Source organism: Streptomyces sp. NPDC091280, from assembly GCF_044768565.1.
Classification (GTDB): Bacteria; Actinomycetota; Actinomycetes; order Streptomycetales; family Streptomycetaceae; genus Streptomyces.
This window is the reverse complement of the sequence record NZ_JBIVUZ010000014.1, coordinates 244,047-259,327: the sequence shown is the minus strand read 5'-3', so window position 1 is coordinate 259,327 and position 15,281 is coordinate 244,047. Positions and strand designations below refer to the sequence as shown.

The following is a 15,281-nucleotide window of genomic DNA, read 5'->3' as shown; positions in this document are numbered from 1 at the left end:
GTGAGGGGGGCGACGGGCGATGCACGGCCTATGGACGAGCGATCCGACGCGGCGGGGCCGCCGACGGCGACCCTGGCGCACCGCCGCGCGCAGGCGCGGCCACCACGGCGATCACAGCGGTCACGGCGGCCACGGCGGTCATGGCGGACAGCACAGCCACCCCAGCCATCATCACCGCAGGCACAACAGCCGCCGCAGGCAGGCCCATTCGGCACACCGGGGCCCGCGGGACCCGGGAGCGACGCGGACCGGGAGGGCCCGGTGAGTTCCCCACCGTCTGCGAGGACCACCCTCAACGGGGCGCTCCGGGACCGGACTTCACCCGGAGCGCGGCAGCCCGGCCCGCCGGCCTCCGGCGGCTGGGGCCTGGTCCAGCAACTCGTCCTGGCCCTGGTGTGCGCGGGCTACGCCGTCGGTTCCGCGCTCGACTGGGGTTCCGCCCAAGTCGCCCTGATCATGGGCGACTTCGGGCTCAGCGCGGCGGCCGGTACCGCCGCCGTCTCATGCTTCCTCTACGCGCGCAGCCGTCGTATCCGCTTTCGACCCGCCTGGCTGCTGTTCTCGCTCTCCTCGGCGATGGCGGCACTGGGCAACGGGGTCTGGGGGTGGTACGAGGTCGTCCTGGAGCGCCCCGTGCCCAGCCCCAGCTTCGCCGACCTGTTCTTCCTGTGCTTCGCGCCGCCCGCCATCGTCGGCCTCCTGGTACTGGCCAAACGGCCCGTCACCAAGGCCGGTTGGGTCTGTCTGGCGCTCGACGCCTGGCTGATCGGCGGCTCGCTGCTCACCCTCTCCTGGAGCCTCGCGCTGGCCCAGGCCGCCAAGTTCGACGGGCCGAGCGTGGCCCACACCGCGCTCTCCCTGGCCTACCCGCTGCTCGACATCGCCCTGGTCAGCATGGTGCTCGCGCTGCACTTCCGGCGCTCCTCGGTCAACCGCACCGCCGTGAACACCGCGATCGGCGCGCTGGCCCTGACCGTGATGTGCGACGCCCTGTTCACCTCGCCGCTGCTCCACAACAACTACCACTCCGGCCAGTTGCTCGACGCGGGCTGGTTCGCCGGCTCGCTGCTCCTGGCCTACGCCCCCTGGGCCGCGCCCCGGCACACCCGCCCCGAGGACGACGGGCACACGCGCGTGGTGCACGAGCACCGGCCCGGACAGCGCGCCGGACTCCAGCACCCGGCGGCCGGGCCGGGCGCCGACCACGGCCGCTATCCGGCCACCCGCCCGATCGCCGGTTCCCTGGCCGCGCTCACCCCGTATCTCGCCGCCGCCGTCTGCACGTTGGGGATCCTCTACAACGTCCTCAACGGCCGCAGCCCCGACCGCGTGGTGCTCATCACCGCGGGCTGCGTGGTGCTCGCCCTCGTGGTCCGCCAGGGCATCATGCTGCTCGACAACATCACCCTCACCCAGGAACTGGCCCAGAAGGAGAACCACTTCCGCTCCCTGGTGCAGGGCTCCAGCGACGTCATCATGATCGCCGCCCCGAACGGCATCCTGCGCTACGTCTCCCCGGCCGCCGCCGGTGTCTACGGCAAGGCCGCGGAGGAACTGGTCGGCAACGAACTGGCCTCGCTCATCCACCCCGAGGACCTGGGCTGCGTGGTGCACGAGGTGCGCCGCTTCCTCGCCGCCAGCCCCTTCGAGGAGTCCAACACCCGTATCGAGTGCCGCTTCCGCTCCGGCGACGGCGGCTGGCTGAACGTCGAGTCGACCGTCAACCGGCACCACGGCGGCCTCATCTTCAACAGCCGGGACGTGACCGAACGCGTGCGCCTCCAGGCGCAGTTGCAGCACAACGCCGAGCACGACCCGCTCACCGACCTGCCCAACCGCGCCCTGTTCACGAAGCGCGTGCAGCAGGCCCTGTCGGGGCGCCGCTCCACCGACCGCGGCACCGCCGTGCTCTTCATCGACCTCGACGGCTTCAAGGCCGTCAACGACACCATCGGCCACCAGGCCGGGGACGAACTCCTCGTCCAGGCCGCCCGCCGGCTGCACGCGGCGGTCCGGCACGGCGACACCGCCTCCCGGCTCGGCGGCGACGAGTTCGCGGCGCTGATCGTCGGCGACGGCACCCGGGACCGGGCCGCCCGCGAGCGGCACATCATGGAACTCGCCGACCGCCTGAGAATCACCCTGTCCCAGCCGTACCTCATCGACGGCAACGATGTCCGTGTCGCCGCCTCCATCGGCGTCGCCTTCGCCGAACCGGGCCTGGGGGCGGGGGAGTTGCTGCGCAACGCCGACCTCGCGATGTACCGCGCCAAGGGCGCGGGCAAGGGCCGGGTCGAGCTGTACGCGCCGCAGATGCAGCAGGACGTCGTACGGAAGGCGGAGCTGGCCACCCGGCTGCGGGCCGCGCTGCACGACGGCGAGTTCGCGCTGCTGCACCAGCCCGTGGTGTCGCTGACGGACGGCCGGATCACCTCGGTCTCCACGCAGGCGCGCTGGCGCTCCTCGCAGGGGGTGCTGTTCACGCCGGCCGAGTTCCTGCGGGTGGCCGAGGACAGCGACAAGACCGCCGAACTGGGCCGCTGGATGCTGGAGGAGGCCGTGGAGCAGGCCGCCGCGCGCCTCGCGGCCGGGCCTGCCGTGTCCGTGGCGGTGCGGATGAGCGCCCGGCGGCTGCTGGACAGGTCGATGCCGCTCGGTTCGATCGAGGCCCTGCTGACCCGGCACGGCCTGCCGTCCGGCTCCCTGGTCGTCGAACTGTCCGACACCGACCCCAGGGTCTCCCTGGACGACCTGGAGCGCCGTCTGACCGCCCTGCGCCGCCTGGGCGTCCGGATCGCCCTGGACGGCTTCGGCAGCGGCTACGCGACCATCACGACACTGCGGCGACTGCCCGTCGACGTACTGAAACTGGACCGCAGTCTGGTGGAGGGCGTCGTGGAGTCCGCGCGGCTGCACAAGATCACCAGCGGGCTGCTGAGGATCGCCGGGGACCTCGGGCTCCAGTCCGTGGCCGACGGCGTCGACCTGCCGGAACAGGTGGTCGCCCTGCGCGCGATGGGCTGCACGCACGGGCAGGGCATGGCCTTCTCCGGTCCGCTGGACGAGTACCGGTTGCGCCGGGCCCTGTCCTGCGGCCACTATCCGGTGCCGCACGGCCCGGCGGAGCCCGCGTTCGCGGGTGGCACGCTGGGGGTGTACACCAGTAACGTGCCCGCGGTTCTGGGGGGCGGTACGGCCCTCCGCTCACATAATGAGACTCCCGTCCCACCCACTTGACAGTCGGTGCGTGCCGGGGGGAGGGTCAATGCCATGCGCACCCGAATTCTCGTACTTGGAAAGCGCGTCGGCTGAAGCTGGTGACGTCCGGACGGACCCGGAACTCCCAGCGACCGCACCCGGCGCGCTCCCCTCGCTTGCCTCACGGCACGAGGGGTTTTTTGTTGCACAGGCACCAGTCGTGCGGCAGCCGAATATCGTACAAACCTCGCAAAAACCCTCAGCATCGAGAAGAGACCGACGATGACCGAGCAGGCCACCGGGGCCCATCCGCAGCCGCGGCCCCGATCCGGAGGACAGCCGTCCGCCCCCGAGCACGTCACGGGTGCGCAGTCCCTCATCCGCTCTCTTGAGGAGGTCGGGGCCGACACGGTATTCGGCATTCCCGGCGGTGCGATCCTTCCGGCGTACGACCCCCTGATGGACTCCACCCGCGTGCGTCACGTCCTGGTCCGGCACGAGCAGGGCGCGGGCCACGCGGCCACCGGCTACGCGCAGGCCACCGGCAAGGTCGGCGTCTGCATGGCGACCTCGGGCCCCGGCGCCACCAACCTGGTGACCCCGATCGCCGACGCGCACATGGACTCGGTGCCGCTCGTGGCGATCACCGGGCAGGTCGCGTCCAAGGCGATCGGCACCGACGCCTTCCAGGAGGCGGACATCGTCGGCATCACGATGCCGGTCACCAAGCACAACTTCCTGGTCACCAAGGCCGAGGACATCCCGCGCGTCATCGCGCAGGCCTTCCACATCGCCGCCACCGGCCGCCCCGGCCCGGTCCTGGTCGACATCGCGAAGGACGCCCTCCAGGCGAAGACGACCTTCTCCTGGCCGCCGGTCATGGACCTGCCCGGCTACCGCCCGGTGACCAAGCCGCACGCCAAGCAGATCCGCGAGGCCGCCAAGCTGATCACCGCCGCCAAGCGGCCCGTCCTCTACGTCGGCGGCGGCGTCATCAAGGCCCGCGCCACCGCCGAGCTGCGGGTCCTCGCCGAACTCACCGGAGCGCCCGTCACCACCACCCTGATGGCGCTCGGCGCATTCCCCGACAGTCACGAGCTGCACGTGGGGATGCCGGGCATGCACGGTGCGGTCACCGCCGTCACCGCGCTCCAGAAGGCCGACCTGATCGTCGCCCTCGGCGCCCGCTTCGACGACCGCGTCACCGGCAAGCTGGACAGCTTCGCGCCGTACGCCAAGATCGTCCACGCCGACATCGACCCCGCGGAGATCGGCAAGAACCGCGCCGCCGACGTGCCGATCGTCGGGGACGCCCGCGAGGTCATCGCCGACCTGGTGCAGGCCGTCCAGAAGGAGCACAGCGAGGGCCACACCGGCGACTACAGCGCCTGGTGGAAGGACCTCAACCGCTGGCGCGAGACCTACCCGCTCGGCTACGAGCAGCCCGACAACGGCACGCTCTCCCCACAGCAGGTCATCGAGCGCATCGGCCAACTCGCCCCGGAGGGAACGATCTTCGCGGCGGGCGTCGGCCAGCACCAGATGTGGGCCGCGCACTACATCCAGTACGAGAAGCCCTCGACCTGGCTCAACTCCGGCGGCGCCGGGACCATGGGCTACGCGGTCCCGGCCGCGATGGGCGCCAAGGCCGGCGCCCCGGACCGCACGGTCTGGGCGGTCGACGGCGACGGCTGCTTCCAGATGACCAACCAGGAACTCACCACCTGCGCCCTGAACAACATCCCGATCAAGGTCGCCATCATCAACAACGGCGCCCTCGGCATGGTCCGCCAGTGGCAGACCCTGTTCTACAACCAGCGCTACTCCAACACCGTGCTGCACAGCGGCCCGGAGGCCGACGGCAAGCAGCCGAGCGCCGGCACGCGCATCCCCGACTTCGTCAAGCTGTCGGAGGCGATGGGCTGTTACGCGATCCGCTGCGAGTCCCCCGACGACCTCGACAAGGTCATCGAGGAGGCGAACTCGATCAACGACCGCCCCGTCGTGATCGACTTCATCGTCCACGAGGACGCCATGGTGTGGCCGATGGTCGCCGCCGGCACCTCGAACGACGAGGTCATGTTCGCCCGGGACGTCCGCCCCGACTTCGGCGACAACGAAGACGACTGAGCGAGAGAGACGAACCCACGATCATGTCCAAGCACACGCTCTCCGTCCTGGTGGAGAACAAGCCCGGTGTCCTCGCCCGGATCACCGCCCTGTTCTCCCGGCGCGGCTTCAACATCGACTCCCTCGCCGTCGGCGTCACCGAGCACCCCGACATCTCCCGCATCACGATCGTGGTGAACGTGATCGAGGCACTCCCGCTCGAACAGGTCACCAAGCAGCTCAACAAGCTCGTCAACGTGCTGAAGATCGTCGAACTGGAGCCGGGTTCCGCCGTTCAGCGCGAACTCGTTCTGGTGAAGGTGCGCGCCGACAACGAGACGCGCTCCCAGATCGTCGAGATCGTCCAGCTGTTCCGCGCCAAGACCGTCGACGTCTCCCCGGAGGCCGTCACCGTCGAGGCCACCGGCTCCAGCGACAAGCTGACCGCCATGCTCAAGATGCTGGAGCCGTACGGCATCAAGGAACTGGTCCAGTCCGGCACGATCGCCATCGGCCGCGGCGCCCGCTCCATCACCGACCGCTCGCTGCGCGCGCTCGACCGCTCCGCGTAGCCCCGGCCGCGGGCGGCCCCGGCCGCCCGCATGCCGAGACCCCCGAACTTCGATTCCGCCCGCCGTCATACGGTGGGACGCAACACCTGCACACCAAGGAGAGAACCCAAAGTGGCCGAGCTGTTCTACGACGCCGACGCCGACCTGTCCATCATCCAGGGCCGCAAGGTCGCGGTCATCGGCTACGGCAGCCAGGGCCACGCCCACGCGCTGTCGCTCCGTGACTCGGGTGTCGACGTCCGCGTCGGCCTGCACGAGGGCTCCAAGTCCAAGGCGAAGGCCGAGGAGCAGGGCCTGCGCGTGGTGACGCCGTCCGAGGCCGCCGCCGAGGCCGACGTCATCATGATCCTGGTGCCGGACCCGATCCAGGCCCAGGTCTACGAGGAGTCCATCAAGGACCACCTCAAGGACGGCGACGCGCTGTTCTTCGGCCACGGCCTGAACATCCGCTTCGACTTCATCAAGCCGCCGGCCGGCGTCGACGTCTGCATGGTCGCCCCCAAGGGCCCGGGCCACCTGGTGCGCCGCCAGTACGAGGAGGGCCGCGGCGTCCCGTGTATCGCGGCCGTCGAGCAGGACGCGACCGGCAACGGCTTCGCGCTCGCGCTGTCGTACGCCAAGGGCATCGGCGGCACCCGCGCCGGCGTCATCAAGACGACCTTCACCGAGGAGACCGAGACCGACCTGTTCGGTGAGCAGGCCGTTCTCTGCGGTGGTACGGCCGCGCTGGTCAAGGCCGGTTTCGAGACGCTGACCGAGGCCGGCTACCAGCCCGAGATCGCGTACTTCGAGTGCCTGCACGAGCTGAAGCTCATCGTCGACCTCATGTACGAGGGCGGCCTGGAGAAGATGCGCTGGTCGATCTCCGAGACCGCCGAGTGGGGCGACTACGTCACCGGCCCGCGGATCATCACGGACGAGACCAAGGCCACGATGAAGCAGGTCCTCGCCGAGATCCAGGACGGCACCTTCGCCCGCGAGTGGATGGCCGAGTACCACGGCGGCCTGAAGAAGTACAACGAGTACAAGCAGAAGGACGCCGAGTCCCTGCTGGAGACCACCGGCAAGCAGCTCCGCAAGCTGATGAGCTGGGTCGACGAAGAGGCGTAAGTCCTCCGGCACAGGGGCTGGAGCGGGTGCTCCGGCCCCTTTGTCCACCCCGTCCAGCCTCGGACGGGTGATCCTTCCGCAGAGGCGTAAGACGACCCTCGCCGCGCCACTACACTGCCGTACTAATACGCGTCAGGCCCACAGCGTCGTGCGTCTCCGCGGCTAGCCCCTCCACCGCCTGCGGCCGTCGGGACGGCCGTCCGCACGCAATGGACTTGTGAGGACTCACGTGAGCTCGAAACCTGTCGTACTCATCGCTGAAGAGCTGTCGCCCGCGACGGTGGACGCCCTCGGCCCGGACTTCGAGATCCGTCACTGCAACGGCGCGGACCGGGGCGAGCTGCTCCCCGCCATCGCCGACGTCGACGCGATCCTGATCCGCTCGGCCACCAAGGTCGACGCCGAGGCGGTAGCCGCCGCACGGAAGCTGAAGGTCGTCGCACGAGCCGGCGTCGGCCTGGACAACGTCGACGTCTCCGCCGCCACCAAGGCCGGCGTGATGGTCGTCAACGCGCCCACCTCCAACATCGTCACCGCCGCCGAACTGGCCTGCGGTCTGCTGCTGGCGACCGCACGCCACATCCCGCAGGCCAACGCCGCGCTGAAGAACGGCGAGTGGAAGCGCAGCAAGTACACGGGCGTCGAGCTGGCCGAGAAGACCCTCGGCGTGGTGGGCCTCGGCCGCATCGGCGCGCTGGTCGCCCAGCGCATGTCCGCGTTCGGCATGAAGGTCGTCGCCTACGACCCCTACATCCAGCCCGCGCGCGCCGCCCAGATGGGCGTCAAGATCCTGTCGCTGGACGAGCTGCTCGAAGTCTCCGACTTCATCACCGTGCACCTGCCCAAGACCCCCGAGACGGTCGGTCTGATCGGCGACGAGGCGCTGCGCAAGGTCAAGCCGACCGTGCGCATCGTCAACGCGGCCCGCGGCGGGATCGTCGACGAGGAGGCGCTGTACTCCGCGCTCAAGGAGGGCCGCGTCGCCGGCGCCGGCCTCGACGTGTACGCGAAGGAGCCCTGCACGGACTCCCCGCTCTTCGAGTTCGACCAGGTCGTCTCCACCCCGCACCTCGGCGCCTCCACGGACGAGGCGCAGGAGAAGGCCGGTGTCTCGGTCGCCAAGTCGGTGCGCCTCGCGCTCGCCGGTGAACTCGTCCCCGACGCGGTCAACGTCCAGGGCGGAGTCATCGCCGAGGACGTCAAGCCCGGCCTCCCGCTCGCCGAGAAGCTCGGCCGCATCTTCACCGCGCTCGCGGGCGAGGTCGCGGTCCGCCTCGACGTCGAGGTCTACGGCGAGATCACCCAGCACGACGTCAAGGTGCTCGAACTCTCCGCGCTCAAGGGCGTGTTCGAGGACGTCGTCGCCGAGACCGTGTCGTACGTCAACGCCCCGCTGTTCGCGCAGGAGCGCGGCGTCGAGGTACGGCTGACGACCAGCTCCGAGTCCGCCGACCACCGCAACGTGGTCACCGTGCGCGGCACCCTGAGCAACGGCGAGGAGGTCGCGGTCTCCGGCACGCTGGCCGGTCCCAAGAACCTCCAGAAGATCGTCGCGGTCGGCGAGTACGACGTCGACCTCGCGCTCGCCGACCACATGGTGGTGCTGCGCTACGAGGACCGTCCCGGTGTCGTCGGCACGGTCGGCCGAGTCTTCGGCGAGGCGGGCATCAACATCGCCGGTATGCAGGTGTCCCGTTCGGTCGCGGGCGGCGAGGCGCTGGCCGTGCTGACGGTCGACGACACGGTGGCCGTGAACGTGCTGGCCGAGGTCGCGGAGGAGATCGGCGCCACGTCGGCCCGTTCGGTGAACCTGGTCTGATGCATGAGCGAAGGCCGGGCGGCCCGAGGAACCGATCCTCGACCCGCCCGGCCTTCGCGCGTCCCGGCACCTCACACCGAGGTTTCCTGTGCCGCCTGCGGCGCTTCTTGTGTTTCTTGCGCTTCTCCGGTGACCGGCTCGGGCTGCTGAACGTGCAGCCCCCGCAGGGTCCGTGCCGCCGCGAAGGCCGCACCGAGGAGCAGGATCGCGCCCGCGGTCGCCGCCCCGTGCATGCCGTCGGTGAAGGCCTGTCGTGCGGTCGCCGTCAGGGCGTCTCCCGCGTGCCCCGGTAGCTGCCGGGCGACGGCCAGGGCGCCGCCGAGGGTCTCGTGGGCCGGGGCGGGGGCCGAGTCGGGGATGCCGTGGCGGTAGACGGCCGTACCGATGGAGCCCAGGACCGCCATGCCGAGCGCGCCGCCGAACTCCGCGCCCGTCTCCATCAGCGAGGACGCGACGCCCGCCTTCTCCACCGGGGCGCTGCCCATCGCGAGATCCATGATCTGGGACATCACCATGACGATCCCGGAGGCGAGGACACCGGCGGCGGCCAGCACCAGCCACAGCGAGTCGGTGCCGACCAGGACGAGCAGGCCGTAGCCGCCGGAGGCGAGGGCGAAGCCGGCCGCGACCACGTAGGCGCGGTCAACTCCCTTCTGGACCAAGGCTGTTGCCAGCGGCGCGGCCATGCCGATCGGCACCGAGGGGAGCAGTGCCCACAGGGCCGCCTCCATCGCGCTCCTGCCCAGCACCGACTGGAGGTACTGCGTGGTGAAGAAGGCGGAGCCCATCATGCCGAAGGCGGAGACGAGGTTGAGGACGACGGAGGGGGCGAAGCCGCGCCCCCGGAAGAGGGCGGGGTCGATCATCGGGGAGGCGGCGGTGCGCTGGCGGTGGACGAACAGGGCGGCGAAGAGCAGGCCGACGGTGATCGAGACGACGTACTGGACGTGCCAGCCCTCGGACGGGATCTCCTTGAGGCCGTAGATCACGGGCAGGACGGCGGCCAGGGACAGCGGGACGCTCGGCAGGTCGAAGCGGCCGGGGGCCGGGTTCCTGGACTCGGGGAGCAGGAACGGTCCGATCACCAGCAGCAGCGCCATCGCGGGCAGGTTGATCAGGAAGACCGAGCCCCACCAGAAGTACTGGACCAGCACCCCGCTCAGCACCGAGCCGAGCGCGATGCCGCCGGTCATCACACCGGACCACAGACCGATCGCCTTCGCGCGCTGGCCGGGGTCGGTGAACATCGTGCGCAGCAGCGCCATGGTCGAGGGCATCAGGGTCGCGCCGCCGATGCCGAGGACCGCGCGGGCGGCGATCAGGGTCTCGGCGCTGTCCGCGTAGGCGGCGACGAGGGAGGCGGCGCCGAAGGCCGCCGCGCCGATCAGGAGGAGCCGGCGGCGGCCGACGCGGTCGCCGATCGAGCCCATCGTCATCAGCAGGCCGGCCAGGACGAAGGCGTAGATGTCGAAGATCCACAGTTGCTGGGTGCCGCTGGGCTCCAGGTCCGCGCTGATCGCCGGGATGGCGAAGTAGAGGACGGAGACGTCCATCGAGACGAGGAGCAGCGGCAGCATCAGGACGCCGAGCGCGGTCCATTCGCGGCGTCCGGCACGGGAGTTGGGGGTGCTCACGGGGTTTGTCGAGCTCGTCGGGTTCGTCATGACAGCGAATGTACGCGCGTCTTAAACGCTTGTCTAGAACGGCCGTATAATTCATTTGTCTGAGACGCCTGTATGGATCGGCGGTAGGGTGACGGGCATGGGACACCGTGAGGATCTGCTCGAAGGCGCGAAGCGCTGCCTGCTGGAGAAGGGCTTCGCGCGCACCACGGCGCGCGACATCGTGAAGGAGTCCGGGACGAACCTCGCGTCCATCGGCTACCACTACGGCTCGAAGGACGCGCTGCTCGCGCAGGCGTACCTGGCGCTGGTGGAGCAGACGTCGGACGCCTTCGAGGGCGGCGAGGGCACGGAGCTGCCCGGCGCCCCCGGTTCGCTGGAGCGCTTCCGGGCGGTGTTCTCGAACATCGTCGCCACCATGAGCGTGCCCGGTTCGATGTGGGGCCTCGGCATGGAGATCATGACCATGGGCGACAAACTCCCCGACGTACGCGACCAGTTGGCCCGCGCCCAGCGCGAAGGCGGCCGGGGCATGGTCGCGTTGATGACAGGCGTGCCCGAGACGGACGTCTCCGACGGGACCGCGGACTCCCTCGGCGCGTTCTACATGACCCTGATCACCGGCCTGATCGCCCAGTGGAACTTCGACCCGACCAGCGCACCGGACGCGGAACAACTCACGGAGGGGCTGCGGCAGGTGCTGGAGGCGGCGGGCGGGACCGCCTGAGCGGCCGGCCCGAACCGCCTTACAGCCGCGCCCCCTTCAACACCATGTGCAGCAACAACCGGTCCTCCCCGTCGTCGAGGTCCAGTCCCGTCAACTGCTCCACCCGGGACAGCCGGTAGTACAGCGTCTGGCGGTGGATGCCCAACTCGGCCGCCGTGCGGCCCGCTTGGCCCGCGCGGTCGAGGTAGACCTCGGCGGTGCGGGCGAGTTCGTGGTGGGTGGGGGAGAGGAGGGGGGCCACGGCGGGGTCGTGGGCGGACTCCGGGGCGAGCGTGGTCAGCAGGCGGTACGGGCCGATGCGGGACCAGTCGGCCACCGGGGCGAAGCGGGGTTCCGCGAGGGCCGCGCGGCAGGCGGCCGTGGCCTCCTGCCAGGCGGTGGCCAGGCCGGTGAGGTCGGTGCGCGGGGCGCCGACTCCGGCCGCCCGGTCGCCGTCCTTCAGGAGGCGGGCCGCGGCCGTCGCCGCCGGGGTGCCCACGTCCGTCGAGCGCAGCCGGACCAGCACCGCCAGGCACTGGCCGGCGGTGCCCCACGGGACCGTGCACAGCGCCGTCGCGTGCGGGACCGTACGGGCCGAGGGGGCGTCGTCCGGGTCGGCGGACGGCCAGGGGGCGACGCACACCAGCGCGTACGGTCCGTCGCCGCGCGGGCCGAGGGCCGTGCGCAGGGCCGCCACCGCCATGTCCCCCTGCCAGTCCCGCCCGGCGGTCAGCACCGCCCGCAGCTCCCGGCCGAGATCCGCGCCGTGCTGCGCCTCGTCCGCGAGCAGGGCGCCGATGCGGGCCGTCACCTCCATGGCCGCGTCCAGTTGTGGGGCGGTGGGGCCGGGATCGTCGGCCAGGAGCCAGACGTAGCCGAGGACGACGCTCCGATGGCGTACCGGGAGGCAGATACGGCCCCGGTACACGCCCGCCTCGGGGGTGGGCGGGATGCGGACCGGGCCGGTCGCCCGGGTGATGCCGAAGCCCTCGAACCAGGTGCGGATCGCCGCGGTGGAGCGCCGGGTGAGGATCGAGCGGGTGCGGACCGGGTCCAGGGCGGTCGGGTCGAGGTCGCCCTCGCCGTCGTAGACCCCGAAGGCGATCAGCTCGAAGTCGCGGTTCTCCAGGGTCGCCGGGGCGCCGAGCAGCTCGGAGATCTCGTCCACGAGCTCCTGGTAGTCGCCTCTGGAATCGGATGTCACCCGGGCATTCTCGCGCATTCTCCCGCCGGTTCCGCGCCGCCTTCATACATCTGTCTGAGATCTGCGGCACGGATGCGTGACAGCTGTCGATGGCCGACGATCGGAGACAACCCTAGGTTTCACGGTGGTTGCCCGTATGTCCGACTGCTTGGAGGTACCCCCGTGCTGGGTCCCGTGATTCTCGCCGCCTCGCGCAGCGACCAGATGCGTCGGCTGATCTCGGCGGCGCCGGTGACCAAGCAGGTCGTGGACCGCTTCATCCCCGGCGAGACCGTCGACGAGATCGTGCCGATCGTCCAGGACCTCACCGCCAAGGGCCTGGAGCTGACGATGGACGTCGTCGGCGAGGACATCACCACCCCCGAGCAGGCCGCCGCCGCCCGCGACGCCTATCTGACCCTCGTCGAGCGGCTGGCGGACCTCGAACTGGGCACCCGGGCCGAGATGTCGATCAAGCTGTCGATGTTCGGCCAGGCGCTGGACGGCGGCCACGAACTCGCCCTCGCCAACGTCCGGCCCGTCGTCGAGGCCGCCGCCGCCATCGGTACGACCGTCACGCTCGACGCCGAGGACCACACCACCCTCGACTCGATGTTCGCGATCCACGAGGAACTGCGGAAGGACTTCCCGCAGACCGGCTGCGTCATCCAGGCCTACCTCTTCCGCACCGAGTCCGACGCCCGCCGCCTCGCCGCGGCCGGCAGCCGCGTGCGGCTCGTCAAGGGCGCCTACAAGGAGCCCGCCGAGGTCGCCTACCAGCAGAAACACGAGATCGACAAGGCGTACGTCCGGATCCTGCGGATCCTGATGGAGGGTTCCGGCTACCCGATGATCGGCTCCCACGACCCGCGCCTCATCTCCATCGCCCAGGAACTGGCCCGGCGCGCGGGGCGCAAGCCCGACGAGTACGAGTTCCAGATGCTCTACGGCATCCGCAGCGACGAGCACCTGCGACTCGCCGCCGAGGGCCACCGGATGCGCGTCTACACGGCCTACGGGACGGACTGGTACGGCTACTTCATGCGACGGCTCGCGGAGAAGCCGGCCAACCTACGCTTCTTCGCCCGCAGCATGCTGACCCGGGGCTGAGAGATGACGCCCGCGCCGAGGTATGTCCGCCGGGGGTCCGGGGGTTGTCCCCCGGGCAGGCACAGCATGCGACGCCTCGCGGAGAAGCCGGCCAACCTGCTGTTCTTCGCGCGCTCGACCCTCACCAAGGGCTGACCCGGGGGATCGACCCCAACACCCGCTCACGTACAAGGAGTTACGGATCTCATGGACGCTGTGACCCAGGTCCCCACCCCCGTCAACGAGCCGGTGCACGGCTACGCGCCCGGCTCGCCCGAGCGCGCCCGTCTGGAGGTCAAGCTCAAGGAGCTGGCCGAGAACCCGCTCGACCTGCCGATGACCATCGGCGGCGAGCGGCGGATGGGCGGCGGCGAGCGCGTCGACGTCGTCCAGCCGCACAACCACAAGGCGCGGCTGGGCACTTACGCCAACGCCACCCAGGACGACGCCCAGGACGCGATCGACGCGGCCCTCGCCGCCGCGCCCGCCTGGCGCGCGATGTCCTTCGACGACCGCGCCGCGATCATCCTGCGCGCCGCCGAACTGCTCTCCGGCCCCTGGCGCGAGACCCTCGCCGCCTCCACGATGCTCGGGCAGTCCAAGACCGCCCAGCAGGCCGAGATCGACTGCCCCTGCGAGCTGGTCGACTTCTGGCGCTTCAACGTCAAGTACGCCCGCGACCTGCTCGCCGAGCAGCCCCCGGCGAACTCCCCGGGCGTCTGGAACCGCCTCGACCACCGCCCGCTCGAAGGCTTCGTCTACGCGATCACGCCCTTCAACTTCACCGCCATCGCGGGCAATCTGCCGACCGCGCCCGCGCTCATGGGCAACGTGGTGGTGTGGAAGCCGTCGCCGACGCAGACCCACTCCGCCGTCCTGCTCATGCGGCTGCTGGAGGAGGCGGGGCTGCCCAAGGGCGTCATCAACCTCGTCACCGGCGACGGCATCGAGGTGTCGAAGGTGGCCCTTGAGCACCGCGACCTCGCCGCGATCCACTTCACCGGGTCCACCAGGACCTTCCAGTACCTGTGGAAGACGGTCGGCACCAACATCGAGAAGTACCGGTCCTACCCGCGCCTGGTCGGCGAGACCGGCGGCAAGGACTTCGTCGTCGCCCACCCGAGCGCGGACCGCGCGGTGCTGAAGACCGCGCTGACCCGCGGTGCCTTCGAGTACCAGGGCCAGAAGTGCAGCGCCACGTCGCGCGCGTACATCCCGGCGTCCATCTGGAACTCCGGTTTCAAGGAGGAATTCGCCGCCGAGGTCGACCACTTGACGATGGGTGACGTCACCGACCTGTCGAACTTCATCGGCGCGGTCATCGACGAGCGCGCGTTCGCCAAGAACAAGGCGGCCATCGACCGCGCGAAGGCGGACCCCAACTGCACGATCGTGGCGGGCGGTTCGTACGACGACTCGGTCGGCTACTTCGTCCGCCCGACGGTCGTCGAGTGCGACGACCCCGCCAACGAGGTGTTCACCACCGAGTACTTCGGCCCGTTCCTCGCCGTGCACGTCTACGAGGACGACGCCTACGACGAGATGCTGACCCAGATGGAGTCGGTCTCCGACTACGCGCTGACGGGCTCGGTCATCTCCAACGACCGTGCGGCGGCGGCGTACACGATGGAGAAGCTGCGCTACGCGGCCGGCAACTTCTACATCAACGACAAGTCCACCGGCGCGGTCGTCGGCCAGCAGCCCTTCGGCGGCGGCCGTTCCTCCGGCACCAACGACAAGGCCGGCGCCCCGCAGAACCTGACACGCTGGACCCTGACCCGCGCGATCAAGGAGACCCTGGTGGCACCGACCGACTACACGTATCCGCACATGGGCTGACCACCACCGGGCGCCCGCAGCGGGCAGACTCCCC

At 70.5% G+C, this 15,281-nt stretch carries 10 protein-coding genes; 8 read left to right on the top strand and 2 right to left on the bottom strand.

Annotated features, from left to right (window positions below; all coding sequences use genetic code 11):
- Nucleotides 1-261 precede the first annotated feature (261 nt).
- The 5 genes from ACIQPR_RS37495 (at nt 262) to serA (ending at nt 8,808) form a co-directional block, all read left to right on the top strand.
- Nucleotides 262-3,237, top strand: a complete 2,976-nt coding sequence (locus tag ACIQPR_RS37495; RefSeq protein WP_403657918.1) for a putative bifunctional diguanylate cyclase/phosphodiesterase — start codon at nt 262-264, stop codon at nt 3,235-3,237.
- A gap of 243 nt (nt 3,238-3,480) precedes the next feature.
- Entirely contained in the window at nt 3,481-5,328 is a 1,848-nt protein-coding gene (locus tag ACIQPR_RS37490; protein ID WP_403657915.1) for an acetolactate synthase large subunit, read from the top strand.
- 23 nt (nt 5,329-5,351) lie between these two features.
- The gene (gene ilvN, locus ACIQPR_RS37485) at nt 5,352-5,879 is read left to right on the top strand and encodes an acetolactate synthase small subunit (protein ID WP_200683066.1); all 528 of its coding nucleotides are present in this window, start codon (nt 5,352-5,354) and stop codon (nt 5,877-5,879) included.
- Nucleotides 5,880-5,990: 111 nt separating this feature from the next.
- Nucleotides 5,991-6,989, top strand: a complete 999-nt coding sequence (gene ilvC, locus ACIQPR_RS37480) for a ketol-acid reductoisomerase (RefSeq protein ID WP_366320789.1) — start codon at nt 5,991-5,993, stop codon at nt 6,987-6,989.
- 229 nt (nt 6,990-7,218) lie between these two features.
- On the top strand, nt 7,219-8,808 hold the full coding sequence (gene serA / locus ACIQPR_RS37475; protein WP_403657912.1) for a phosphoglycerate dehydrogenase: 1,590 nt from the start codon (nt 7,219-7,221) through the stop codon (nt 8,806-8,808).
- Nucleotides 8,809-8,879: 71 nt separating this feature from the next.
- Here serA and ACIQPR_RS37470 read toward each other — a convergent pair whose 3' ends face one another.
- On the bottom strand, nt 8,880-10,472 hold the full coding sequence (locus ACIQPR_RS37470; RefSeq protein WP_403657909.1) for an MFS transporter: 1,593 nt from the start codon (nt 10,470-10,472) through the stop codon (nt 8,880-8,882).
- A 97-nt stretch (nt 10,473-10,569) separates the two neighbouring features.
- Here ACIQPR_RS37470 and ACIQPR_RS37465 point away from each other — a divergent pair, with 97 nt between their 5' ends.
- Nucleotides 10,570-11,157: a TetR/AcrR family transcriptional regulator gene (locus ACIQPR_RS37465; protein ID WP_403657906.1), complete on the top strand. Its 588-nt coding sequence runs from the start codon at nt 10,570-10,572 to the stop codon at nt 11,155-11,157.
- A 19-nt stretch (nt 11,158-11,176) separates the two neighbouring features.
- On the opposite strand, the gene ACIQPR_RS37460 is transcribed toward ACIQPR_RS37465, so the two are convergent.
- Nucleotides 11,177-12,358, bottom strand: a complete 1,182-nt coding sequence (locus ACIQPR_RS37460; RefSeq protein WP_403657903.1) for a PucR family transcriptional regulator — start codon at nt 12,356-12,358, stop codon at nt 11,177-11,179.
- A gap of 144 nt (nt 12,359-12,502) precedes the next feature.
- Between ACIQPR_RS37460 and ACIQPR_RS37455 the strand changes: the two genes are divergently transcribed.
- Together ACIQPR_RS37455 and pruA are read left to right on the top strand one after the other, a co-directional pair.
- Complete coding sequence (locus tag ACIQPR_RS37455) at nt 12,503-13,429, top strand: proline dehydrogenase family protein (RefSeq protein WP_403657901.1); 927 nt, start codon at nt 12,503-12,505, stop codon at nt 13,427-13,429.
- Between the two features lie 186 nt (nt 13,430-13,615).
- Entirely contained in the window at nt 13,616-15,247 is a 1,632-nt protein-coding gene (gene pruA, locus ACIQPR_RS37450; RefSeq protein ID WP_403657898.1) for an L-glutamate gamma-semialdehyde dehydrogenase, read from the top strand.
- The last annotated feature ends 34 nt before the right edge of the window (nt 15,248-15,281 follow it).

Coding starts and splice junctions, on each gene's coding strand:
- ACIQPR_RS37460 (WP_403657903.1), bottom strand. CDS start 12,358: ATGCGCGAGAATGCCCGGGTGACATCCGATTCCAGAGGCGACTACCAG.
- ACIQPR_RS37490 (WP_403657915.1), top strand. CDS start 3,481: ATGACCGAGCAGGCCACCGGGGCCCATCCGCAGCCGCGGCCCCGATCC.
- pruA (WP_403657898.1), top strand. CDS start 13,616: ATGGACGCTGTGACCCAGGTCCCCACCCCCGTCAACGAGCCGGTGCAC.
- ilvN (WP_200683066.1), top strand. CDS start 5,352: ATGTCCAAGCACACGCTCTCCGTCCTGGTGGAGAACAAGCCCGGTGTC.
- ACIQPR_RS37465 (WP_403657906.1), top strand. CDS start 10,570: ATGGGACACCGTGAGGATCTGCTCGAAGGCGCGAAGCGCTGCCTGCTG.
- ACIQPR_RS37470 (WP_403657909.1), bottom strand. CDS start 10,472: ATGACGAACCCGACGAGCTCGACAAACCCCGTGAGCACCCCCAACTCC.